Origin of the sequence: Erysipelothrix sp. HDW6A, assembly GCF_011400295.1 — a bacterium.
Classification (GTDB): Bacteria; Bacillota_I; Bacilli_A; order Erysipelotrichales; family Erysipelotrichaceae; genus Erysipelothrix.
In genome coordinates this window covers 538,215-560,552 of record NZ_CP049859.1, presented here as the reverse complement: position 1 = coordinate 560,552, position 22,338 = coordinate 538,215, and the positions used below count along the sequence as shown (strand labels likewise).

Genomic DNA, 22,338 nt, shown 5'->3' with positions numbered 1-22,338 from the left:
TTTTCAAGGTTTTTTCTATTTACGTCATATCATGTGTAAGTTTATGATAAAATATACCAAGAGTAGGAAGTGAATTATGAAATTACTTAAACAAATCTTAATTCTATTTGGTCTTTCATTCCTTGGGGATAGTCTCGCGAATGCACTAAGTCTACCGATACCTGGTAGTATTATCGGCCTTGTAGTCTTATTTACCTTATTATATACAAAAACACTTAAAGTCGAAGAAGTTGAAGATGTCGGAGTCTGGTTAAAGAACAACATGGCGTTCTTCTTTGTCCCAGCTACTGTTGGAATTATGACCTATCTTGATATCCTTAAAACTACGTGGGTAGAAGTTCTTATTATTGTGATCATCTCAACTCTGGTAACCTATCTTGTGACTGCCTTTGCAGCACTTAAAACAGAAGGAGATGAACACTAATGGAATTCTTTATTACCAATCCAATGTTTGGGATTTGTTTATCCTTAGCTATCTATCTTGCGGCAGTCAAATTCCAAAAGACTCTTAAGTCAGATTTATTAAACCCATTACTGGTTGCGAGTATCGTGATTATTCTAATACTAATGTTAAGTGATATATCCTATGATAATTTCTTTATTGGTGGACGTTTCATCAGTATGTTAATAGGACCCGCAACAGTAGCACTAGCGATTCCACTATACCAAAACTTAGAACTTCTTAAGAAACATGCAAAAACAATTCTTATTAGTATATCATCTGGAGTCATTGCTCATGCTTTATGCATCGGACTCTTTGCAGTATTCTTTAAACTTAATCCTGAAATGATTGCTACTTATATTCCTAAGTCTGTTACAACTGCAATTGCTGCAGATGTATCGTCTAATTTAGGCGGGATTCGTACCCTTACGATTTGTATTGTGATTGTTACGGGAATCTTTGGAGCTGCAATAGCACCACTTATCAACAAGCTCTTTAAGATTCATAATCCCATGGCGCAAGGACTTGCTCTTGGAGTATCTGCCCATGCTGTAGGAACTTCTAAAGCAATTGAGTTGGGACCATTACAAGGAACGATGTCAGCCTTAGCACTTATCGTTACAGGACTGATTACAGTTATCTTGTCTCCGATTACCTTTTCAATCATCACATCTATCTTATAGAATTAATGATAAAGATTTTTCATCAGAAAGATCTTTTCTTTTACCCTTGACCTAGAGTTACTCCAGGATGCTATAGTCTAATCAGAAACACAATGGAGGTCATAATATGAGAGTATTTTACTTAATGAGACATGGACAGACACTCTTCAACTTAAGAAGAAAGATTCAAGGAGTAAGTGATTCACCACTTACAGAACTCGGAATTAAACAAGCAGAAGCAGCTCGCGAGTATTTTGATGATATAGAATTTGATTATTTATATGCATCAACATCAGAGCGTGCATCGGATACTTTAGAGATTGCAACTCGTAATCGAATGCCTTACACGCGACTTAAATCCATAAAAGAAATGAATTTTGGTATCTACGAGGGTGAGAGTGAAGATCTTAATCCTAAGTGGACAGATGGTTATGATATGGTGTTCCCTCGAGTTGGGGGAGAATCTCGAGAAGATGTTAAGAATCGTATGAGGGAGGCTTGCATCGGTATTATGGAGCAAGATAATCATAATACAGTCTTGGCAGTATCACATGCTGGTGCATGTTTACACTTCTTACGTAACTGGGCTGACCAAGAAACAATTGATCATATCTTTGCAACCGGTGGGTTTGCGAACTGTACAATTCTTAAGTTTGCATACGATGATATGAAGTTTGAATTTCTAGAGATTATCCGACCACAGGTACAAGTATAGGAAAAACGAGTCTAACGTATAATGTTAGACTCGTTTTCTGTAGGTTTAGTTAATACTATTTATCGTTCTTTTTCTTACGAGATGCGATAACAACTACACCTCCAGCTGCTACGAGAGCAAGAGGAATTAAGATACCATTGCTTGGATTCATACCTGTTGCAGGTAATGAGTCTTTATCAACGGGTTTCTTTTCTTCTGCTTTTACAAGAGCAGCAATTGCATTAAGTATATTTTGACCTGCTTCATCAATTACTAATTGATCAACACTTGCATCACCATCAGCAAAACGTTTTAGGATTGCTTCTGCCTCTGCTAATGTTTTTTGGTAAACAGTGAAGCTTGCTTCTGTATAAGCGTCTTTAGAATACTTACTTGCTTCAGCAATTAATGCTTCTAATGATTTTGTATTAATCACAGGTTTTGGAGCCACTTTTTCAAGTGCATCCATCGCTGTTTGTAGTTTAGTTGTAGCTGCATCAACGATCTCTTGAGTAATTAAGATACGTGTGTTTGCTTCAACTTTATTTAGAAGTGCTTGCGCTTCATCGAATGCTTCTTTAAAAACAGTGTAACTTGCTTCTGTGTAGTCTTCTTTAGCAATGAATTCTGCTTTCGCTAAGAGAGCTTTCAAAGCATCAACTTTAACGCCTTCTTCAACGACATCTTTCATGATTACACGTGTTTGTACTGTATCATCAGCATATTTGGATAGGTTACTCTTATTTGCTTCTAAGTAGTTTGCAAAGACTGTATCCAAGGACGGACCTTCTGTACGTGCACCACCAAGCATTGTATAGCCATCTCCTCCGACAGCTAAGAAATCATTGGTTGCAAGTTTATAATGGGCACTCTTATCTACTGGTTTATTATCGATAAGAAGTTCTGTAATACGTGATCCTGCTGGTTTCAATGGATCAAAGGTTAGTTTAACACCTTCAGAAACATGAAGGAATCCACCATTAGCACCTAATTGCATCTTACCATTACTATCGAGTTTGTAACTTCCATCATCATTTGTTTGTACATCAGTACGTAATGAATGTTCAAACATGTCATAAATGTTTTGTCCTGTAACATCGATTAATGAATAGATGTTTCCAAATGGCAATACTGAGATGACATCTCCTAAGGTAACATCTCCTGCTTTAAGATTGGAACGAATTCCACCACCATTAACAACCGCCAGGTCTGCTTTATTCTTTGCAGATACTGAGTAATCAATCAGTGAGTCAGCAATTAAATTACCAAGGTTTGTTTCGCGTGTACGAACAAAGTCACGGACACCGTTGAACTCAACAGTGTTATCTTTAACGAGTACTTTTGATCCATAAGCTTTGAAGTTATCGTTAGCTTGTCCTAGTAATTCAAGTACTTTTGCGTCTGGTTCATGATTCTTAACTAAATCATCAAACTTGATAAGTTTACCTTCAGTCTTTGTCCAATCTGAAAGATTAACTGTTACAACACCAACATTATTGAGGTGTTCCCCTGTTTGAACAAGTAAGACATTACCGTGTTTCTCATTTTCCTCTGAATGAGAGTGACCGTCAACAATAACAATCTTCATATCTTTAGTTGATTCTTGTGTTGATAGTTTTTGTGCAAGGTAATCAGAACGCCATGCTTCTGGTGTTTCTTTATCTGTACCTAAGTGTGTTACTACAACATAGAAATCAGGATTCTTATCTTTATACTTTAGAAGTTCACGAGTGACACTTTCTAATGGATTTTCCCAATATAGTCCTTCAATATTGTTTGGGTGAGTTTTGGTGATTGTTTCAGGAGTTGTAGCTCCTACAATAGGAATCACTAAACCGTCTCGTTCAACAATATGAGATTGAGCTGTCTTTTCATCTCCAAATAAAATCGATTCTTTAAAAATCGCATGATTGGTATCTTTCTTTCGTGTGTTGGATGACAAGAGTGGGAAGTTTAACACCTTACCAAAGCCTTCTTCCTCTCCGACTGCTACTGCTTGGCCGAAATCAAATTCATGGTTCCCTACTGCCATTGCATCATAGCCAATTTCATTCATTACTTTAGCCATGTCAGCACCTTTAGAAAAGTTGCTAACAGGTAGACCTTGCATAGCATCTCCACCATCTAACATTAAGAGTGGCTTAGTTACGTCTTTAAAGGTCTTAAGACGTGCTAGTTTATCCGAATCCATACGTCCGTGCATGTCGTTAGTATGAATAATTGAATACTCTGTTTGTTTCTCAGCATGGATTGCTGTTGGTGTAACTAAAACAAACATTAAAGCTACTACTAAAACTGAAGTAAACTTTCTTAGTCGATTCATCTAATCGTCCTCCTTGATTTTAGTTTACATTTATTAGTTTCCTTAAGCAAATATGTGTATTAAATCACATTTTTTATAAACAATGTATCTGTATTTAAAAAAGACTTCCTAAGCTTTATCTTGGAAGTCAGATTATCTAAAGTGACATGGGTTTTTTGCACCTATCCTAAATTAATTGGCGTTACGCCCGCTTAAGTAAATGAATCGCTCCAAGCAGTTTCAGGGTTTTCTACTCAACAGAGCATTGACATCAATAATCTGTTCCTAATCAACTGGTAAAACCAATTGAACTGGTTTATAATTTAACTGCAATTTATTACTTGTCATAATTAAATTATAACAAATGCCGAGACTCTCTTCTGAGAAATCTCGGCATTTTGTTTTGTTTTGTGAGACTGTTTATTCGTTACAGCCCCTTATTTTTATGAGCGAACCATGGTGGCAACAATGGACTGAGCCAATAAGGTATACCCTTCTTTTGAAGGATGTAAACCATCTTCTTGAACATAGACATTAGGGTCTTTGGCTTGCATTTCAATATCATAAATATTAACGAACTCAATCCCATTATTGCGGCAAATGTCTTCAAGATGCTGACTATAAGCTTGAATTATATCCTGTTGCGCTTGCGTCTTAATTGAATCATCCACATAACTTGGACCAACAACGATAACCTTATGCTGTGGAAATTGCATCATCATTGTTTCTAAATTTTGCCCATAAGTGTCCATGTTATCACGAATATTAATGGCATCATTGATCCCCACATTCAAGACAATAACATCAGCTTCTTCTGCAACAGCTTCTTGAATACGCTCTAATGCCGTTGTCGTAGAATCACCAGGTTTACCTAGGTTCACAATTCTAAAATCAAAGAGATTGACAGCACTTAACGCTTTAAGAATAGCTTGATCGAGGATATCACTCACTTCCCCATGCCAACTACCAGCGATAACACTGTCTCCAAATAAGACAATTTTTTTCATTATCATAAACCTCCTTTATTAATTGTATCACGGCAATTATGACGATGAAGTGAACGTTTTAATTCACATATTAAGCAGTTACCCTTGTTTGAACGACGTCCCTTACCTCAATACCATCTCATTGATGAAGTATATGCCTTTCGAGGTCATACCAGTGATTTCGCGTGTGACCTTGTCGATGCGCTCACGATGGCGGTGGTAGATTTCTTACCATCACGACACCTTCAAGACTTATAACGATTCTTCAATCAAATCCACTGGAAGAACGACAACGTGTTAAAGCAATGAATGCGATTGAACCCCCAGAATCATAGAAAAAGAGTAACGATGTAACCTATCGTATTAATCAAATTGACATACCTAAAAAAGAGGATCACATAGCGTGATCCTCTAAACTTCAGTGGGGAGGTTAATACCCCATGTAATTTTTGTTTCAATACTTTGACAACCCTATGTTATTTTGGACTGACGGAAGTCAATAACTTGTATTGAAGGTCGTGCGAAGAATCGGATTGGTAAACCAAAGACACTGCCTCCGAGCCCTGAAGAAACATAAACTTTGCCTCCAGGCGTGGTCGCAAACCCACCAGTATACTTTTGACCGTATTCAGAGCTTGTAATAGGGGAATAAATACCAAATAATGTAATCATACCGCCATGGGTGTGTCCTGATAATATCATATCAAACGAATCATTTAAGGTCTCACAATAGTCAGGATTGTGACTTAACAGTAGTGTATAGGTATTCCTTTGATAATCTGGCATTTGCGGATGTCCTTTACGGTAGTCATCCACCGCAACAATCTGCATTCCATGAAAATCTATTGTTTCATTCACTAATAAGTGACTGATTTCGTTTAAGCCTTGTTTAACATTCTCGAGATCTTTATAATCATGATTACCAAGTGTTGAGATTATCGGAGTTTTGAGTTGTTTGAGATAGTGAAAGACTTTATCTGTTTTACGATGTATTGTATCGCCACCAATAATAATAAGGTCTGGCTCAAGCTCATTCACTGTGTCCATAATACTTTGAGCGAACCTCGACATAAAAGGACGAGCTCTTGAATCCCACTGCAAATCTGAGATATAAACAATGCGTTTCCCTAATACCGATTCCGGTATATCGTGAACTTGTGTAAAGTCATCAGGTTTAAGTGTGTCGATCCTTACATTCTTATATTCATACAAGGAATATAGAAGTAAGACGACACTTATTACTAAAAAGATAATCATCGATTACTTTGAGCATGTTGAATGGCTAAAGAAACAGGTACGCCAATCAGTACCGCTATACCCACTTCAAGTGCTGTATTTAAACTTGCAATACTTCCTAAGAATATCCACACATTGGATGGCATTGCTTCAAGAATTGCTGCATCGGTTGAAGACATAGCTACAAAGTATAGAATCGACAGTACAAAGACTGCATGGAGTAAGGTCGAAACTACTGCTGTAATACTTGAACTTACGACATTATTACGCGTTATACGTTTGAGTCCATCAGATAATAGACCCACGGATAGACCAAATAAAGCTCTTGGCAATACTGCTACTATTGGGTTTACAAAGAGAACATCAAGTAATCCTACTGGACGTGTTGCAGCAATATACATTGAAGCAAGACCAAAGAAAATACCGTTAATGAGGCCACCTTTCCAACCCAATACAATCCCTGCAACTATTACAGGTATATGCATTGTGGTAATAGAAAGTACCCCAATACTAATCATTCCTAAAAATGGCACCAATGATAATACAATGGTAATTGCCATAAACATGGCATTGAGTGTTAGTTCGCTAACACCGAATCGTTTGTTTTTCATACAATCATTCCTCTTTTATATATTTCATTCAAACCGTCATTCAATAAATCAGGTTCGTAGATAAATCCTTCTGTGTGTTCATGGATTAATGATGCATAGCCTCCTGTAAGGAGTTTAACACATTCTTGTCCTATTTCTTGTTCCATCTTGCGGGCTAGACCCTCAATCTGTGCAATAATCCCATACATAATTCCTGATTGAATCGCATCAATGGTTCCAGTCCCAATAACTTTACTTGGAATTTCTAAAGGAACTTGTGGTAAATGGGGTATATAACTATACATCGCCTCTACTGAGGTACCAATACCCGGGATAATAATCCCTCCACAAAATGCTCCTTCATTGTTTACATATGTAAGCTTTGTTGCACTTCCAATGTCTGCAATAATAATTGGACAATCATATTTACCCATAGCACCCATTGCAGTCGCAATAAAATCAGCACCAATATCCATTGGATTATCCAAACGGATATCAAAGTCTTTCACAGTTGTACTATTGATAAAAAGTGCTTCCAGTCCACATACATCAAAGATTGCACGTCGCACATCTTCTTGAATACGTGGAACAACACAAGAAACAATGACTGCCTCAGGTTTAATATTTAGATCTTTTAAGATTAATTTATAGTACTCATACGCAAGCTCCTTGCCCGTCACAACACGTTCATTAATATTCTTATGACCATTGTAACTTACAAAGACAGTGTTGGAATTTCCTATATCGATTGTTAGTATCATCGTATCACCTCAATCATGTATAGGATACATGAAAACCATTGATTTTTCCACTAATATAAACGTAAATGCACCCACTTAGACTCTTTATTTTATTAGAGACCTAAGAAGAAATTGACTAATTTCATGTTTGATTTCTTCAGAAAAAACAACTAACGCAACAAAAATTATACAGTAAGCAATCTCTCTTTTCTTCATGATTCATCCTCCAGTATATAAATAGCTAAGATAGTCGCAATTATCCTATATCTATCGTGAACAATGCTTACATGTGGTATAATTACTTCATGAAAAAAATACTGATTATCTGCTTAACGCTTGTTCTATTAACGGGATGTACAACGGGCGCTAAAGATACCTATACAAAATATGAATCCCGATCCTCAGAAGTAGGCTTTGATACCCTTGTAACCTTCTTGGCTTATACAAAAACAGAAAAAGAGTTTGATGCTTACTTCGAAACAGTAAAACAAGAGTTTATTCACTATAACTCACTCTTCGATCGTTATAACGATTATGAAGGCATCAACAATATCAAGACAATCAATGATCAAGCTGGTATTGCACCCGTCAAGGTTGATCCAGAAATTATTGAGATGATTGAAATTGCGAAAGAGTATAGTGAATTATCCAATGGATACTTCGATATTACCTTAGGTGCTGTGCTCGATATTTGGCATGAATACCGTGAAGAAGGTATTGTCTTAAACTCTGAAGATGAATACGGGAAAGTTCCTACAATGGATATGCTAAAAGAAGCTGAACAATATACTGGATGGCAATTCGTAGAAATCGATAAAGAGGCAAGCACTGTCTATCTTAATCATACACGTGCAAAACTTGATGTGGGAGCAATCGCAAAAGGCTACGCTACCGAGAAAGTCGCTTTACGTTTAGAGAAAGATGGAATCGAGTATGCAGTCGTAAGTGGTGGTGGTAATGTTCGCACCATTAATACTAAGGCTGATGGAACTCCTTGGGCAATTGGTGTTGAGAAACCCTCATTGATTGTTAAAGGTGAAAGCTTGGATATCTTTAGTATTCCTACATCGACTTCAATTGTAACTTCAGGTGATTATCAACGTTATTATATCGGACCTGATGATGTTCGCTATTCACATCTTATTGATCCTCATACCTTAATGCCTGCTACAAACTTTCAGTCAGTCACCATCATTACACCTGATTCGGGAGCAGCTGATGCGTTGTCTACTGCAGTCTATATGATGAGCTATGATGAAGCACAAGAGTTTATCAAGAAGTTTAACGATGCACATCCTGATCAAAAGATTGATGCAGTTTGGGTACTTGAAGGTGATGAGCCTAAAGATTGGCAACATGTTGATGGATTCTCCCTCACCATGACGGAAACTTTAAAACAATATTCTAAATTAAACAAACAATGAGTACTTTCGTACTCATTGTTTTTATTTCATTATTTTTTTAATTAAACTTAGTTTCTTCATACTATACGGTGGAGTAATAAATGGAACATCAAAGCGTGTTGTCTTTAGAACTGCTCGTTTGTGTGAGAAGGTTTCAAAACTGTACTTGCCATGATAGTGTCCTATTCCTGAATCTCCAACACCACCAAATGGTAATTTATCGGATACTAAATGGAAGATAGTATTGTTGATAGTCACGCCTCCAGAGGATGTTCGATTAATAATAGAGTCTTGAATCTTCTTATCTTTGGAGAAGACATATAATGCCAGTGGTTTAGGTCGTTTATTAATTTCATTGATACTTTCCTCCAATGATTGATAGGAAAGTATTGGAAGAAGCGGACCAAAGATTTCATCTTGCATTAAAGGTGAATCCCAGGAAGAAGCAAATAAACTAGGCTCGATAAAGCGGCTGGTTGGATTGGTATGTCCACCACTAAGTAATTCTGTCCTTGAAGCTTCAATGAGCTCTGTGAGTCTGTTAAAGTGTCTCTCATTCACGATTCTTGAGAAACTATCACTGCGCTCACAATCTGTACCATAGAAGTCAAAGAGCACTTGCTTACACTCATTAACAAATGTTTCTTTAATCGTTTCATCAACCAATACATAATCAGGAGCAACACAGGTTTGACCTGCATTTAAAGTCTTACCGTAGATGATTCTACGTGCTGCTCGTTTGATATCAGCATCCTTAGTAACGATTGCAGGACTCTTTCCTCCCAGTTCTAAGGTAACAGGTGTTAAGTGTTCTGCTGCTTTCTTCATCACAATCTTACCTACTTGGGTGCTACCCGTGAAGAAGATAGTGTCAAACTTACATTCGAGTAGTGCCGTGTTTGTCTCGATATCACCTTCTACACTTGAGATATACTGAGATTCAAACGTATCTTCAATCATCTCAGTAATAACTCGAGAGAAGTTAGGAACCATTTCCGAAGGTTTAAGGACTGCACAGTTTCCTGCTGCAATTGCACCAATAAGCGGTTCAATCAGTAGTTGGAAAGGATAGTTAAATGGACCCATGATTAGTGCCGTTCCGTAAGGCTCATAGATTGAATAGGACTTGGAGGGTAGTAAAACAAGTGGAGTTCGTACATGTTCTTTCTTCATATACTTAGGAAGCTTTTTCTCCATGGAACGAATGTTGGAAAGACAGAAACCTATTTCTGTTGAATATGTTTCTTGTGGATGTCTTCCTAAATCAATTCGTAGTGCCTCAATTATGTCATCTTCATATTTTAGAATTCCTTGACGTAACTGATTTAATTGGAGTAAGCGAAATTCTAAGGAACGTGTTTTCTGAGATTGAAAATAATCTTGATGTCTTGCTACTAGATTTGAGTAATTAATGTGCTCTTGCATAACGTACCTCCTGTCATCTAGTGATATTGTATCACTTCTCTTAAGTTTTCCATAAAAAAAGAATGACGTATCATTCTTCTCTTATAGGAAACTTCCTATTAATACTGATATCCCAAAGGTAAGCATAATAATAATAAATGCATCAATAATATACTTAAAGGATATATGTTTCTTTAATTCTTTAGTAAATTCATTAACGTCCTTAATAACACGAGGAATCGTTACAAAGGTAAGTAGTGATAAGCATGGTAAGACTCCTAGTAGTACCGCAACTAAGATACTGCTGTAGACACTCACGTAGAGGAGTTTGAGAAGACGGATTGCGTTCTTCTGACCAATATAGAACGGTAAGGTAAAACGATTAACCTTTACATCTGCCTCAACATCACAGGTATTATTAGCAAGCATGATACTTGCTGTTAGAACTGTTGGTGTCATAAAGATAATCACAAAATAAATGAGTGCTACAATTTCAAATCCTAGGGTTAAGGTTCCATTATAGTATGCGAAACTGACCAGATATCCAGGAGCATTCGCATGAATCATAATAAATGGAATGAAGTATCCGTACATTACCCCGGAAATAATTTCTCCGTAAGGTTGACGTGAAATTGGAATTGGTCCCCATGTATAGAGAATTCCTACTCCAAAGCACAACATTCCCACAAGTAGGATTAGTAAGTCACTTAGGATTACTAAATAGATTCCCAATCCAATAGAAACTGCCAGCATCCCAAAGATAATTGCTTTACCCTGTGTTCGTGAATAACCGATATCTTGTCCGTTTGTTTTTGAATCGATGTAATTATTTATTGCGGTGGTTGTAAGATCAAAGAGGAACATTCCTGCAAAGAACACTCCTGTTACCAACCAATTAATAGGTAAACGATTAAAACGAAGAACTCCCAGTGTAAGAATAAATGTTAGTACACTGGTGATCTTCGTTTGAATTTCGGTATAGTTTAAAAATGTTTTCAAAGTAAACCTCTCTTAGCGACGCATTGCTTTATTGAGAATTTCCATCAATAATTGACGTTTCTCTTCTCGTACTTGTAAAGATTGAATCGCTTCTACTGCTTGTGCATAATACTTCTCTGCTACTTCATAAGTAGCTTCGACACCTTTTGCTTTGGTAACTGCTTCTTGCAGTTCTTTACGGCTTAAGGTTTCTGTCTCTGCACGTTTTTGGAGTTCAGGATTTTCTTCAAAGGCATGAATCAGTGGTAAAGTAATCACCCCTTGTTCATAATCCGATTGAACTGGTTTTTTGGCTTTTTCCTGTGTATCTTCAAAATCAGACACATCATCTAAGAGCTGGAAGATCATCCCAATATGGTGACCTGCAAGCTTATAAGCTTCAATATCTTCTTCGTTTGAAGTAACAGCTCCGGCATAGAGTGAGGCTTCAAACAATTTCGCAGTCTTACCTTCGATAATTTCAAGGTAATCCTTCATTTTAAGTTTTACATTACCATTGTTGATGTGTTGTTTTAACTCACCTAAGGCAATTGCCTCCATATAGTCAGGCATATTGTAATCAAGATATTTTTCTTTATCTTCAATGCTGTTGGCCATTGACATTGCAATTGCTAAGAGGTAATCACCACAAATAATTGCAGTCTTACGTCCATAAAGTTTATGAAGTGTTACATTACCTCGACGCATATCAGCGTCGTCCATAACGTCATCATGGACTAAACTTGCAAGGTGCAAAATCTCAATTGCTGCCGCAAATTTTACGGCATCATAATCAATACTCATATCATCTCGTAAAGCTGATACAAGAACTGCATAGGCACGAAGATATTTTCCTTCTGTCTTAAGCAGATGTTGTGTATATTTTCGAATGATTAAAGGAGAGGTTGATAGCACTTTATCAACCTCGTTTTTAACATAATGTAAATTGTCTGTTACAACCTTCATCATTACAACCTATTAATCGTGATACAGATACCACTTTTTAATAAACGGTATTCGTTTCCATAGTGATTTGAGTTTTGGACTTACCCAGTAATCAAGACCTAGTGTATTACCTGCAAAGAGCACAGCAATACCAGCGACAAACATCCAGAAATTACTTAAATATAATCCTGTAGTCATTAAGAACATAACTTGTAAGATTACTGACATACCTGCAGCAATTGTTGTGAATAAACCAGCAATTAATGCAAGACCAATTAAGATTTCCATAACAACAACCATAGCTTGCATGAAGAATTGCATACCATCACTTGAAAGAATAACGTTATCTACAAACCAGTTCATTAAGCTAAAATCTAGTTTGATTGCTAAGTTTTCAAGTTTTGCATCTGCAAGAGCAGTACCAGAAACAAACATTGGTTGGATAAAGTTGAAGAAGTTTAAGTGTAAGAGAATTTCTCCTGCACTAGCAGCTGCTTCACCTGTTGCACCAGCAACAGCATCTCCAGTTGCGCCAGCATTTGCATCAGCGATACCTAAGATACCGTTGAACCATGATGTTGCTCCACCAAAGAATCCAGCTAATTTAGGACCAGTTTCAAAATCTAACCAGCCTTCTGTAACTTTCTTAACCCCTTCAAACAACCAGACCATACCTAACCAAACACGGATTGGCATGAGTAGGAAGCTTGGTGTACGGTTTGAGAAGTGTCCACCAACAAAGCTACGTTTGTTGCGAATTGTAAAGATTTCATGTTTTAGGTAACTAAATACTTTATTCCATCCCAATACTTGCATGAAGTAAACACAGTTCATAAAGTGTTTTGCAAACATTGCGAAGAATGAAGGCATGTTGAATTGTACTTTACCGAATTTAGCAGTAGCAGTACCCCAACGACCACCAATACATACCATTGTTCCATGGAATGCTGGTTTGTAAGGTGTTAATTTCTTGCTTCCACGAATTGAAGCTGTAATATTTTGAGCAATTAACTTACCACTTTGTTCAGCATTTTCAACCATTTGTGGTAATGCTGTTGTTTGTCCTTCAAGAACATAGTAAGCATTGTCACCAGCAACGAAGACATCTTCGCTACCTTTAGCACGTAAGTACATATCTGTTTCAATACGTCCACCACGTTGTAATGCTTCAAGTTTATCACCTGAATCTGCAGTTAAGTCAGCTGATTGGATACCTGCTGTCCATATAACTGTATGAACAGGGTTTTCTTCAATTGTTCCATTTGTATCAAGAGTAATGGATGAATCTGTAACCTTGATAACTTTAGTATTGAATTTAAGAGTTACGCCTAATTTACGTAAACGTTTTTCAATTTTCTTGCGTGGTTTTTCTGGAAGTGTTGTAACTGCACCTGGTAAAGCATCAACTTCAACAAGTGTTACATCCTTCATTGTTAAACCAAATTTATCGCATAAGATAGGTGCATATTCTGCAAGTTCACCCATCATTTCAACACCTGTTAACCCTGCACCTACAACGTAGAATGTTAAGAGTTGACGACGTTTGTTTAGATCTGGTTCTTGTGAAGCACGTACGAATACGTCATGAATACGATCACGTAGTTTCACTGCATCATCGTATGACCATAGTGTATATGTATTTTCTTGTGCCCCTTCAATTCCAAAGTATGTAGGTTTTGAACCAGCAGCAATCACAACATAATCATATTCGTATGATTCATGTGAACCGACAACTACTTTATTTTCAAAATCTACGCGTTCAATATTGTCCAGTTTAACATCAACTTTTCTTCCAGCGAAGATACGTTTTAAATCCATACGAATTGAAGCTTCGTCAACACGACAAGCAGCAACTTCATGTAGTTCAGTAAGCATTGTACTGAATGGATTACGATCTACAATTGTGATCGAAACGTTCTTATCTTTTTTAAAATTCTTTGCAAGTTTCTTGGCTGCTAGGATTCCTGAATATCCAGCACCAACGATAACAACTTTCTTTCCCATTTTCATTTCTCCTTTTAGACTTATACATTATACCTTAGGTACATAATTCAGACAATTATTTGTATTTAATAATCGCGCCATAATTTCTCACAAAAGTAAACAAGTGTGCATTCTTTTACGAATTCACACTTGTTTGTGATGTTTATATCATTTCTCACAAATCCTATGAAGGCTTAACAACGATATTAACAATCTTATTTTTAATTACGATTTCTTTTACTACTGTCATACCTTCAAGATATTTTTGTACCTGCGCTTGATCGTATGCATTTGCTTTTAATGTTGCTTCATCGCTACCTGTAGGAGCCATGAATTTAGCACGGATTTTACCGTTAATTTGAACAACAATTTCTGTTTCTTCTTTTACAAGTTTTGCCTCATCAAATGTTGGCCATGCAACATAACTAATACCTTGTTCACCTGTTACTTTTTCATACAATTCTTCCCCAACATGAGGAGCAAAGACTGCAAGCATCTTAATAAATCCAAGTGCATGTTCTCTATAAATTGTTTCGCTCTTATATGCTTCATTAACGAATGTCATCATTTGCGCAATCGCAGTATTCATACCAAAATTATCGATGTCATAAGTAACTTTTTGAACGGTTTGGTTATAGATGAAGTCTAATGTTCCATCATTAGTGTCAGAAATCTTATCGCTTTCTACAAGCAATCTCCACACTCTATCTAACCATTTACGAATCCCATCTAAACCACGTGTACTCCATGCAATAGCACCATCCAATGGCCCCATAAACATTTCATAAACACGTAAAGCATCAGCTCCATGGCTTTCAACAATATCATCTGGATTCACAACGTTTCCACGTGACTTACTCATCTTCTCGTTATTTGCTCCAAGAATCATTCCTTGATGGTATAACTTCTTGAAGGGCTCTTTGTCTTTCACAACACCTAAGTCATACAACACTTTATGCCAGAAACGCGCGTACAATAAGTGAAGTACAGCATGTTCTGCTCCACCCATATACAAGTCAACATTCATCCAGTGTTCTAATAGTTCTGGATCACCAATTGCTTCTGTGTTATGTGGGTCGATAAAGCGTAAGTAGTACCAGCATGATCCTGCCCATTGTGGCATAGTATTGGTTTCACGTTTACCATGTGATCCATCTGCAAATTCCACATCCAACCATTCTTTCGCGTTCGCAAGTGGTGATTGTCCATCTGGCGCAGGACGGTAGTTTTCCATCTCTGGTAATTCTAATGGTAAGTCTTCAATATCAACAGTACGCATTGTACCATCATCCATATGAATAATAGGAATTGGTTCTCCCCAGTAACGTTGACGTGAGAATAACCAGTCACGAAGTTTATATGTTGTCTTCGCTTCACCATAACCATTTTCAACTAACCATGCATTCATTGTATTGATTGCATCTTCTTTGTTCATTCCATCTAAGAAATCTGAATTAATGTGAACACCATCTTCTGTGAATGCTTCCACTTCAATGTTTCCACCTTCAAGTACAGGAATAATGTCTAAGTTATATTTCTTTGCGAATTCATAGTCGCGTTCATCATGTGCTGGAACAGCCATAATTGCACCTGTTCCATAAGCTGCAAGTACGTAGTCGGCAATATAGATTGGCACACGTTTACCATTTGCAGGGTTAATAGCATAAGCACCTGTAAATACACCTGTTTTATCTTTATTTAGGTCTGTACGTTCGAGGTCTGTTTTATGCATTACCATGTCTACGTATGCATCAATTTCAGCACGATGTTCGTCAGTTGTGATTTGCGCAACGAATGGATGTTCAGGTGCTAACACACAGTATGTACTTCCAAATAAAGTATCAGCACGTGTGGTAAAGACAGTGAATTCTAAGTCATGTTCATCTACTTTGAACACTACATTGGATCCTACTGATTTTCCAATCCAGTTAATTTGCATCTCTTTAGTTGATGCAGGCCAGTCTACAAGTTCTAAGTCTTCTAATAAACGTTCTGCATATTCTGTAATCTTCAAGACCCATTGGCGCATTGGAACACGAATTACATCGAATCCACCTACTTCTGATTTTCCATTGATAACTTCCTCGTTTGCTAAGACAGTTCCAAGCTCTGGACAGAAGTTAACTGGTTTTTCATCAACATAAGCAAGACCCATGTCATAGAGTTTTGTGAAGATCCATTGTGTCCACTTGTAGTAATCAGGATCCGTTGTGGAAATTTCACGTGACCAATCATAAGATAATCCAAGTGAATTAATTTGTTTCTTAAACACTTCAATGTTTGCTTCTGTGAAGCCATTTGGATGTTTTCCTGATTTCAATGCATACTGCTCAGCAGGCAATCCAAAGGCATCCCATCCCATTGGGTGAAGCACGTTAAAACCTTTCATACGTTTGTAACGAGCAATTACGTCTGTAGCTGTGTAGCCACGCGGATGCCCTACATGAAGTCCATTCCCCGATGGGTATGGGAACATGTCTAATACATAATATTTAGGTTTATCGAAGTCATGGATATCTGTCTTGAAACTTTCGTTATCACTCCAGAATTGTTGCCATTTTTTCTCAATTTTTAAATGATTATACATTCTAACCTCTCCTTTTATCCAATAAAAAAAGTACCTACAAAGGACGAATCTATCGCGGTACCACCTTTATTCCTATCAGTTTGATAAGCTCTCAATCTCGTAACGTGAGAAACGAAATTCACTACTCTAATTTTCATGAATTTGGCTCAAGGATGAGTTCATCATTTCACTTAACTAATTTCCACCAACCATTAGCTCTCTATATAAGTAACCACGACTACTATTTCCTATCATTGCTTTCCTTAAGAATACTTTAAATAGAGCGTCTTGTCAATGTAGACCCTCTTGTGTAAACTTCGTTATTTCTTTCTAAATATCGCAAATCCAAAACCAATATCAGTATTCATTTCCACAAATACAGCAAGTCTTTTCTTATTGCTTTCCGGAGTACGGTGATAGTAAGGCGTCATCATAAAGAGATTATGAATATCTTCAGATGTTTCTATCTTTATCGCATCACTTACCTTTTTTACCTCAAGCAACTCAAAACCTTCATATTCTGTTGTGTATTCTGGATTTAAATATGGCTTATCGTAAAGAATATGTTTTAAATCGTAGAGATGTTTTGGTAGTGGAAATACTTCGATAAAAATACCTCCTTCTCTTAATACACGATGTACTTCTTCGATTTTAAATGGCGCAAAAATTGAATAGGCCAAATCAATTGAATCCGACACTATTGGTAAAGCATAGGAACTTGCAACCGCAAATTGATACTGTGGTAAACGTCTAGTTGCTAGTTTAATCGCTTCTTTAGAAATATCAATTCCATACAAATTAGGTACTGAAAGATTCTCAGCATACCAGCCTTCACCACATCCTATATCAAGTACAGAAGTAGGTACATACTGTGAACTGATTGATTCTAAAGTATCACGAAACACTGTGTAATAACCCTTCTCTAAGAAGTTAGAGCGAGCAAGTACCATTTCTTTACTATCTCCGTGTTGCTTATCTTTCGATATTTGTGACATAAGTAGATTAATATAATTTTGTTTAGCAATATCAAATTGGTGATTGTTTTTACATACAAATTGTTTTTCTTTTTGTTCTAAGTTTTCCTTACATATTGGACATTCCCAAAGACTCATACAATAGCCCTCCTATTAAAAAGAACATAAACTATGTTCTTATCGTTCCAGAATCTTCACAAACATCAACTCAAGATTTTCTCCAGGTAAGATAAAATTACCTGAATCATAGTAATCAAATTTACGGAAGAAGTGTTGTGTAGGATTATCAAATGCTGTCGCACTCATTACCATTAAGTTACCACGGGCCATCATTTCCATTTCAAAGTAAGTAAGAAGCATCAGTCCATAACCTTGAAGACGGTGATTTTTTGTTACATACAGATAGTTAATAAATGGAATTTGATCCCAGAACATACTATAGCGTAACCAGCCAACAATCTCTCCTTCTTGTTCTAAGACAAGGACGCGTTCTAGTTCAAGTTTGTGTTTAAGTTCGTCTTTATCAATGTGGGAATCAAGACTTAATAGTTTCTCCACATCTTTTAATTCTGCGTAGCGTATCATGATAAACCTCCAACTAACATCAATATTTTATCATAATAGAAAAAACATAGATATCCTAGCTCATTAAAAAAGCACAATTTCCTCACTATTTAATAACGGAGGCTTTGTGCTTGTGAATCTATTCTTTAGAAAATAGATCTTGATAGGAATAGTCTTCCATTGAATGTACAAGATCAAGATAAGTCTCAGGGAAATCAATATGTTTTGTAACCATGTTCGCAACAATCACAACATCAATTCCAGCACGGTTTCCTGCAATCAGTCCATTTAAGGAATCTTCAAAGATTACGATATCTTCTTTTGGAAGCCCAATAAGTTCTGCTGCTTTATTATAGATATCTGGATTTGGTTTGATGTTCTCGACAATATCGGATGTAACATAGTGATCAAAATATTGACGAATATTTAAGCGATCAAGGTGTCTTTCAATGTGTTCTCTATTGGAACTTGTACCTATTACACAGACGATATCATTTGCCTTTGCATATTCTAGTAGATCATAGATACCAGCCATTAACGGTAAGTTCTCACTGCGATCTTTTGCGGCAGCGTTTACGGTTCTTAAAAGTTCTTCTTTACCATCACCTAAGTTAATATCTTCATTAAGACGTTGCATGAAGTGATCATTGGTTGAACCAATACAGGTTAAGAAATCTTCCATCTTCATATCATATTGGAAGTTCTCTTTGAGATGTGTTTCAAATGCATAATGCCATGCAGACTCTGTATCGATAATTAATCCATCAAAATCAAATATTATTGCTTTTTTCATCTTACGTTCCCTCATTCTCTCTAACTTCCTTATCATAGCATGGAAAATAAGCTTAATCTATATATAGCGATCGATGATGCCTCAGGAGAACTTTTTCTATTGTGATAAACCAACAACTTATTACTCTGAGGTTTTCAATAAGCATGCAATCAAATATTTCAAGTTCAAAATCCAATAGAGAAAAGAATCCAATTAATGTAAAATGAAAATATATAGTAAAAATATAAAGATATGCTTGACTCTCCCCTTTGGGGAGGGTGGATAATAGCGTTGAAAGGAGGAACAATGAACTCACGTTATACGGTAAGTCAGGTTGCACAGGAAACAGGTGTAACAGTTAAGACACTTCATTACTATCAAAAAATACAATTATTATTACCTTCAAAAATTGGTGAGAACGGATATCGTTACTATTCAGAAAGTGATATTAAATTTCTCCAGGAAATACTATTATATAGAACGATGGGGTTTTCTTTAAAGGAAATCAAAGCATTACTTTCTACTAATGAATACACTACCCGAATCCAAAGATTAGAACACCAACTAACTATCCTTAACGATTCAATTGAAGAAACAAAGATAATGATTAACACCATTAATAAATCACTCGCTGCAGAAAGGGAGGAATTACATTTGAAGCATAAAGAAATGTTTGAAGGAGTCGACAAACAAGACGACTCAATTTACAGAACAATGCAAAACATGACGATAATTTTTAGCAAACTTTTTAATCTCGTTTTTTTCGTTTTTGGAATTGCACTGGTTATTGCATATTCTAAAGCTCTCATGCTATCTGAACCAATATTTGGCACAGAAACCTTAGGAAATATCATAAGTATTGTATTTTTAATTATTGGAGTATTATGTATCTTAATTTCAGCATACAATCTATTCTTTGTAAGAACAAAAGATATGCTAGATGTAGTAAACAGGAAATACACCAAGCTAAAGCGATAAGTGAAGATAATGATAAGCAGTATACTCAATATACTGCTCACGCTGTTACAAATGTCTACAGTCGTAAAGGTTTGAGTTTACTCAAACCTTTCTATTTATATACTTCTCTTCGATGACCTATTTTCACAACTACGATAGTTAGTGTTTTATCTTCAATTTTTGCTATTATTCGGTATTGACCCACTCTATATCTCCAGTAATCGCTTAAGTTTGCCTTTAACTGTTTACAATAAAGTCTTGGGTTTCCGCTTTCGTTAAGATGGGTATCAATCCATTTAACTAGTAGAGCTTGTTGGTGTTTATCTGACTTACCTAAAGCTTTTTTAGCATTATCATCATATACTAACTTTTATATCATTTAAGGCCTAACTCCTCCAATACTTCATCATAAGTATAAGTCTTGTTGTTGTCTTGTCGTACTGAATTTTCATATTCTTCTACTGCCTGCATATCTAACATATCTTCAACTTTTTCGATTGCTGATGTCTTAAGAAAACCACTAAGAGTCATACCGAAAAACTCTGCATATGCCTTCATTATTTTTTCTCTTCCTCTGTAGTTCTTACACTAATTACACTCATAATGTCACTTTCTTTCATCAATATCGCATTACATTTATATGACTAACACAATACCTATATGAACCAATCTGATGTGTTATTCTATGTTTTCATCAAATAATAGTTTTGAATAATGCAATACTTCTCGAAGAAAGTTATCATTAACTCTTTCTATTACTTTAGCCTCTCTTGCATTCGGGTCAATTGTTCCAATTTGATCTAAAAGTATCTTACCAGTTGTTTGAGTGTCCTGTAAAGGAATATAGAAAGGATACTGACGTTCCGTATTGCTGATAGGAGCTACAATAATAATATTTCCATAGTTATAGACCATTTCATTACTTAAGCAAATACAGGGTCTATATCCTTGTTGCTCATGTTCTTTTTTTGAGTTAAGATTAACCTTTATTATGTCGCCCTGTTTTATTTCCATTCTTCGTTACCCACTGGATCTCCAAAATCAATAAGTTCTGTTTTATGCGGAACTTTATCATAGCTTTGAAACAAGTCGTATATTGAAATTGGCATTGTTTTTACCTTTCTAATAATTATCGTATTATCTTGGTATTCGATTGTTACTTCTTCCTCGATGTCAAAGCCTGATTTCTCAAGTTTTGATTTTTCAAGACGCACACCTTGACTGTTACCCCATTTTGTAATTTGTGGCATGATATCACCTCTTGGCTCTATTATAATAGATATGTATATACTTTCTCTCCCCATCGTATTCACACGTACATATGTCTTATTGTTCTATTAGAAACTCTTTTAGCGATTAAATAGTTGAAAGCAGTATACTTAACTCTGATTTTTCTTACATTTATTGTCTTACATTACTGAATAGTCTTAAAAAAGAAGTAAGGACTCTTACTTCTTAGCGTACATGATTTCTAAAGCGATCGGTCACACTCTTAAGCTTTCGTCGCGAGATATCGCGTCTTCCACCGTCTTTAAGCGTAATCACATCTCTTCGAATTCTAATAATATGGTAGAGATTTACTAGGACACCGCGATGCACTTCAATGAAAGGCCACTCAGCGAGTAAATCTTGATAGTCACGTATCGGCATGTATGAATCGTATTCACCATTCTTAGTACAGACGACAATTTTGCGTCCTCGTGTTTCAATCACACTTATTTCCGATACTTTAACGCGACTTGGGTTTCTATTTCCAACAATTATTTCATGAGGCATATGAATCTTCGAGATATGCAACTGTCTTAATATTCGCTCAAATTCCTCGCTACAGTATGGTATCTGAATACTCATAAAGTTAGGAACGATTAAACCCACAAGAACTGTATTGTATGTTTTATATTCTCGCGAAAGAATATCTGACACAATAATATGACAGTCCTTATGTGAATCTACACGTTCATATGCAGTTTCTGTAGCCATCGAGAAATTATGAATGGTATCAAGCAGGTCATTTTCCATTTTCTTACATCCCACGTTAATAAAATACTTAATCATTGCTTCACCCTTTTCTCTACGTGTATCATTGCATAGTTTGATGTCTATTCGTTAAACTGAGGGGCACTAGGTGTTAAATCTTGTC

General features: G+C 36.3%; 23 protein-coding genes, 1 pseudogene and 1 other annotated feature. Of the genes and pseudogenes, 6 read left to right on the top strand and 18 right to left on the bottom strand.

The features are described 5' to 3' along the window. Positions 1 to 76 precede the first annotated feature (76 nt). The 3 genes from G7059_RS02910 (at position 77) to G7059_RS02900 (ending at position 1,819) form a co-directional block, all read left to right on the top strand. Complete coding sequence (locus G7059_RS02910) at positions 77 to 424, top strand: CidA/LrgA family protein (protein ID WP_166080599.1); 348 nt, start codon at positions 77 to 79, stop codon at positions 422 to 424. Then, complete coding sequence (locus tag G7059_RS02905; protein WP_166080598.1) at positions 424 to 1,125, top strand: LrgB family protein; 702 nt, start codon at positions 424 to 426, stop codon at positions 1,123 to 1,125. The genes G7059_RS02910 and G7059_RS02905 overlap by 1 nt, the downstream gene beginning before the upstream one ends. A gap of 106 nt (positions 1,126 to 1,231) precedes the next feature. Then, positions 1,232 to 1,819: a histidine phosphatase family protein gene (locus tag G7059_RS02900; protein ID WP_166080597.1), complete on the top strand. Its 588-nt coding sequence runs from the start codon at positions 1,232 to 1,234 to the stop codon at positions 1,817 to 1,819. A 55-nt stretch (positions 1,820 to 1,874) separates the two neighbouring features. On the opposite strand, the gene G7059_RS02895 is transcribed toward G7059_RS02900, so the two are convergent. Next, positions 1,875 to 4,121, bottom strand: a complete 2,247-nt coding sequence (locus tag G7059_RS02895) for a 5'-nucleotidase C-terminal domain-containing protein (protein WP_166080596.1) — start codon at positions 4,119 to 4,121, stop codon at positions 1,875 to 1,877. A gap of 422 nt (positions 4,122 to 4,543) precedes the next feature. Beyond that, entirely contained in the window at positions 4,544 to 5,107 is a 564-nt protein-coding gene (locus tag G7059_RS02890) for an SGNH/GDSL hydrolase family protein (RefSeq protein WP_166080594.1), read from the bottom strand. 84 nt (positions 5,108 to 5,191) lie between these two features. Here G7059_RS02890 and G7059_RS02885 point away from each other — a divergent pair, with 84 nt between their 5' ends. Beyond that, positions 5,192 to 5,344, top strand: a complete 153-nt coding sequence (locus G7059_RS02885; protein WP_166080593.1) for a hypothetical protein — start codon at positions 5,192 to 5,194, stop codon at positions 5,342 to 5,344. Between the two features lie 213 nt (positions 5,345 to 5,557). Here G7059_RS02885 and G7059_RS02880 read toward each other — a convergent pair whose 3' ends face one another. From G7059_RS02880 to G7059_RS02870, 3 genes are read right to left on the bottom strand one after another with little or no spacing between them, the layout of a single operon-like run. Further along, positions 5,558 to 6,343: a metallophosphoesterase gene (locus G7059_RS02880; protein ID WP_166080592.1), complete on the bottom strand. Its 786-nt coding sequence runs from the start codon at positions 6,341 to 6,343 to the stop codon at positions 5,558 to 5,560. Next, positions 6,340 to 6,933 (bottom strand): ECF transporter S component, encoded by a 594-nt coding sequence (locus G7059_RS02875; protein WP_166080591.1) that lies wholly within the window; start codon positions 6,931 to 6,933, stop codon positions 6,340 to 6,342. The genes G7059_RS02880 and G7059_RS02875 overlap by 4 nt, the downstream gene beginning before the upstream one ends. Further along, the gene (locus G7059_RS02870) at positions 6,930 to 7,673 is read right to left on the bottom strand and encodes a type III pantothenate kinase (protein ID WP_166080590.1); all 744 of its coding nucleotides are present in this window, start codon (positions 7,671 to 7,673) and stop codon (positions 6,930 to 6,932) included. Before G7059_RS02870 ends, G7059_RS02875 begins: the two co-directional genes overlap by 4 nt. 284 nt (positions 7,674 to 7,957) lie before the next feature. On the opposite strand from G7059_RS02870, the gene G7059_RS02865 reads away from it, so the two are divergent. After that, positions 7,958 to 9,076, top strand: coding sequence for an FAD:protein FMN transferase (locus G7059_RS02865; RefSeq protein ID WP_166080589.1), 1,119 nt, complete (start codon positions 7,958 to 7,960; stop codon positions 9,074 to 9,076). Positions 9,077 to 9,097: 21 nt separating this feature from the next. Here G7059_RS02865 and G7059_RS02860 read toward each other — a convergent pair whose 3' ends face one another. From G7059_RS02860 to G7059_RS02825, 8 genes are all read right to left on the bottom strand, one after another. Continuing rightward, a complete protein-coding gene (locus G7059_RS02860; protein WP_166080588.1) occupies positions 9,098 to 10,480 on the bottom strand; it encodes an aldehyde dehydrogenase in 1,383 nt (460 codons plus the stop codon). Between the two features lie 81 nt (positions 10,481 to 10,561). Continuing rightward, complete coding sequence (locus G7059_RS02855) at positions 10,562 to 11,458, bottom strand: UbiA family prenyltransferase (protein ID WP_166080587.1); 897 nt, start codon at positions 11,456 to 11,458, stop codon at positions 10,562 to 10,564. 12 nt (positions 11,459 to 11,470) lie between these two features. After that, entirely contained in the window at positions 11,471 to 12,406 is a 936-nt protein-coding gene (locus tag G7059_RS02850; RefSeq protein ID WP_166080586.1) for a polyprenyl synthetase family protein, read from the bottom strand. A 9-nt stretch (positions 12,407 to 12,415) separates the two neighbouring features. Then, positions 12,416 to 14,386 carry an NAD(P)/FAD-dependent oxidoreductase gene (locus tag G7059_RS02845; protein ID WP_166080585.1) on the bottom strand — a complete coding sequence of 657 codons (1,971 nt, stop codon included), beginning with the start codon at positions 14,384 to 14,386 and terminating at the stop codon, positions 12,416 to 12,418. A 163-nt stretch (positions 14,387 to 14,549) separates the two neighbouring features. Beyond that, the gene (gene leuS, locus G7059_RS02840; protein ID WP_166080584.1) at positions 14,550 to 16,952 is read right to left on the bottom strand and encodes a leucine--tRNA ligase; all 2,403 of its coding nucleotides are present in this window, start codon (positions 16,950 to 16,952) and stop codon (positions 14,550 to 14,552) included. Between the two features lie 36 nt (positions 16,953 to 16,988). Continuing rightward, positions 16,989 to 17,195, bottom strand: a binding site (T-box leader). A gap of 56 nt (positions 17,196 to 17,251) precedes the next feature. Then, positions 17,252 to 18,043 carry a putative RNA methyltransferase gene (locus G7059_RS02835; RefSeq protein WP_166080583.1) on the bottom strand — a complete coding sequence of 264 codons (792 nt, stop codon included), beginning with the start codon at positions 18,041 to 18,043 and terminating at the stop codon, positions 17,252 to 17,254. Positions 18,044 to 18,082: 39 nt separating this feature from the next. After that, positions 18,083 to 18,490 (bottom strand): GNAT family N-acetyltransferase, encoded by a 408-nt coding sequence (locus G7059_RS02830; RefSeq protein ID WP_166080582.1) that lies wholly within the window; start codon positions 18,488 to 18,490, stop codon positions 18,083 to 18,085. Between the two features lie 118 nt (positions 18,491 to 18,608). After that, positions 18,609 to 19,262, bottom strand: coding sequence for an HAD family phosphatase (locus G7059_RS02825; RefSeq protein ID WP_166080581.1), 654 nt, complete (start codon positions 19,260 to 19,262; stop codon positions 18,609 to 18,611). Between the two features lie 285 nt (positions 19,263 to 19,547). Here G7059_RS02825 and G7059_RS02820 point away from each other — a divergent pair, with 285 nt between their 5' ends. Beyond that, positions 19,548 to 20,219 (top strand): MerR family transcriptional regulator, encoded by a 672-nt coding sequence (locus tag G7059_RS02820; protein WP_166080579.1) that lies wholly within the window; start codon positions 19,548 to 19,550, stop codon positions 20,217 to 20,219. A gap of 91 nt (positions 20,220 to 20,310) precedes the next feature. Here the strand turns inward: G7059_RS02820 and G7059_RS10635 are convergent. The 5 genes and pseudogenes from G7059_RS10635 to G7059_RS02795 all read right to left on the bottom strand — a co-directional run. Continuing rightward, positions 20,311 to 20,556: pseudogene (locus tag G7059_RS10635) on the bottom strand (type II toxin-antitoxin system RelE/ParE family toxin); the annotation flags it as partial. Between the two features lie 17 nt (positions 20,557 to 20,573). Beyond that, a complete protein-coding gene (relB, locus tag G7059_RS02810; RefSeq protein WP_166080578.1) occupies positions 20,574 to 20,756 on the bottom strand; it encodes a type II toxin-antitoxin system RelB family antitoxin in 183 nt (60 codons plus the stop codon). Positions 20,757 to 20,876: 120 nt separating this feature from the next. Then, a complete protein-coding gene (locus G7059_RS02805) occupies positions 20,877 to 21,212 on the bottom strand; it encodes a type II toxin-antitoxin system PemK/MazF family toxin (RefSeq protein WP_166080577.1) in 336 nt (111 codons plus the stop codon). After that, the gene (locus tag G7059_RS02800) at positions 21,203 to 21,448 is read right to left on the bottom strand and encodes an AbrB/MazE/SpoVT family DNA-binding domain-containing protein (RefSeq protein WP_166080576.1); all 246 of its coding nucleotides are present in this window, start codon (positions 21,446 to 21,448) and stop codon (positions 21,203 to 21,205) included. Before G7059_RS02800 ends, G7059_RS02805 begins: the two co-directional genes overlap by 10 nt. Before the next feature lie 205 nt (positions 21,449 to 21,653). Continuing rightward, entirely contained in the window at positions 21,654 to 22,253 is a 600-nt protein-coding gene (locus tag G7059_RS02795; protein ID WP_166080575.1) for a LytTR family DNA-binding domain-containing protein, read from the bottom strand. Between the last annotated feature and the right edge of the window lie 85 nt (positions 22,254 to 22,338).

Coding starts and splice junctions, on each gene's coding strand:
- leuS (WP_166080584.1), bottom strand. CDS start 16,952: ATGTATAATCATTTAAAAATTGAGAAAAAATGGCAACAATTCTGGAGT.
- G7059_RS02825 (WP_166080581.1), bottom strand. CDS start 19,262: ATGAAAAAAGCAATAATATTTGATTTTGATGGATTAATTATCGATACA.
- G7059_RS02860 (WP_166080588.1), bottom strand. CDS start 10,480: ATGCAAGAGCACATTAATTACTCAAATCTAGTAGCAAGACATCAAGAT.
- G7059_RS02870 (WP_166080590.1), bottom strand. CDS start 7,673: ATGATACTAACAATCGATATAGGAAATTCCAACACTGTCTTTGTAAGT.
- G7059_RS02835 (WP_166080583.1), bottom strand. CDS start 18,043: ATGAGTCTTTGGGAATGTCCAATATGTAAGGAAAACTTAGAACAAAAA.
- G7059_RS02830 (WP_166080582.1), bottom strand. CDS start 18,490: ATGATACGCTACGCAGAATTAAAAGATGTGGAGAAACTATTAAGTCTT.
- G7059_RS02900 (WP_166080597.1), top strand. CDS start 1,232: ATGAGAGTATTTTACTTAATGAGACATGGACAGACACTCTTCAACTTA.
- G7059_RS02910 (WP_166080599.1), top strand. CDS start 77: ATGAAATTACTTAAACAAATCTTAATTCTATTTGGTCTTTCATTCCTT.
- G7059_RS02880 (WP_166080592.1), bottom strand. CDS start 6,343: ATGATTATCTTTTTAGTAATAAGTGTCGTCTTACTTCTATATTCCTTG.
- G7059_RS02895 (WP_166080596.1), bottom strand. CDS start 4,121: ATGAATCGACTAAGAAAGTTTACTTCAGTTTTAGTAGTAGCTTTAATG.
- G7059_RS02865 (WP_166080589.1), top strand. CDS start 7,958: ATGAAAAAAATACTGATTATCTGCTTAACGCTTGTTCTATTAACGGGA.
- G7059_RS02850 (WP_166080586.1), bottom strand. CDS start 12,406: ATGATGAAGGTTGTAACAGACAATTTACATTATGTTAAAAACGAGGTT.
- G7059_RS02820 (WP_166080579.1), top strand. CDS start 19,548: ATGAACTCACGTTATACGGTAAGTCAGGTTGCACAGGAAACAGGTGTA.
- G7059_RS02890 (WP_166080594.1), bottom strand. CDS start 5,107: ATGAAAAAAATTGTCTTATTTGGAGACAGTGTTATCGCTGGTAGTTGG.
- G7059_RS02905 (WP_166080598.1), top strand. CDS start 424: ATGGAATTCTTTATTACCAATCCAATGTTTGGGATTTGTTTATCCTTA.
- G7059_RS02805 (WP_166080577.1), bottom strand. CDS start 21,212: ATGGAAATAAAACAGGGCGACATAATAAAGGTTAATCTTAACTCAAAA.
- G7059_RS02875 (WP_166080591.1), bottom strand. CDS start 6,933: ATGAAAAACAAACGATTCGGTGTTAGCGAACTAACACTCAATGCCATG.
- relB (WP_166080578.1), bottom strand. CDS start 20,756: ATGAAGGCATATGCAGAGTTTTTCGGTATGACTCTTAGTGGTTTTCTT.
- G7059_RS02845 (WP_166080585.1), bottom strand. CDS start 14,386: ATGGGAAAGAAAGTTGTTATCGTTGGTGCTGGATATTCAGGAATCCTA.
- G7059_RS02795 (WP_166080575.1), bottom strand. CDS start 22,253: ATGATTAAGTATTTTATTAACGTGGGATGTAAGAAAATGGAAAATGAC.
- G7059_RS02800 (WP_166080576.1), bottom strand. CDS start 21,448: ATGCCACAAATTACAAAATGGGGTAACAGTCAAGGTGTGCGTCTTGAA.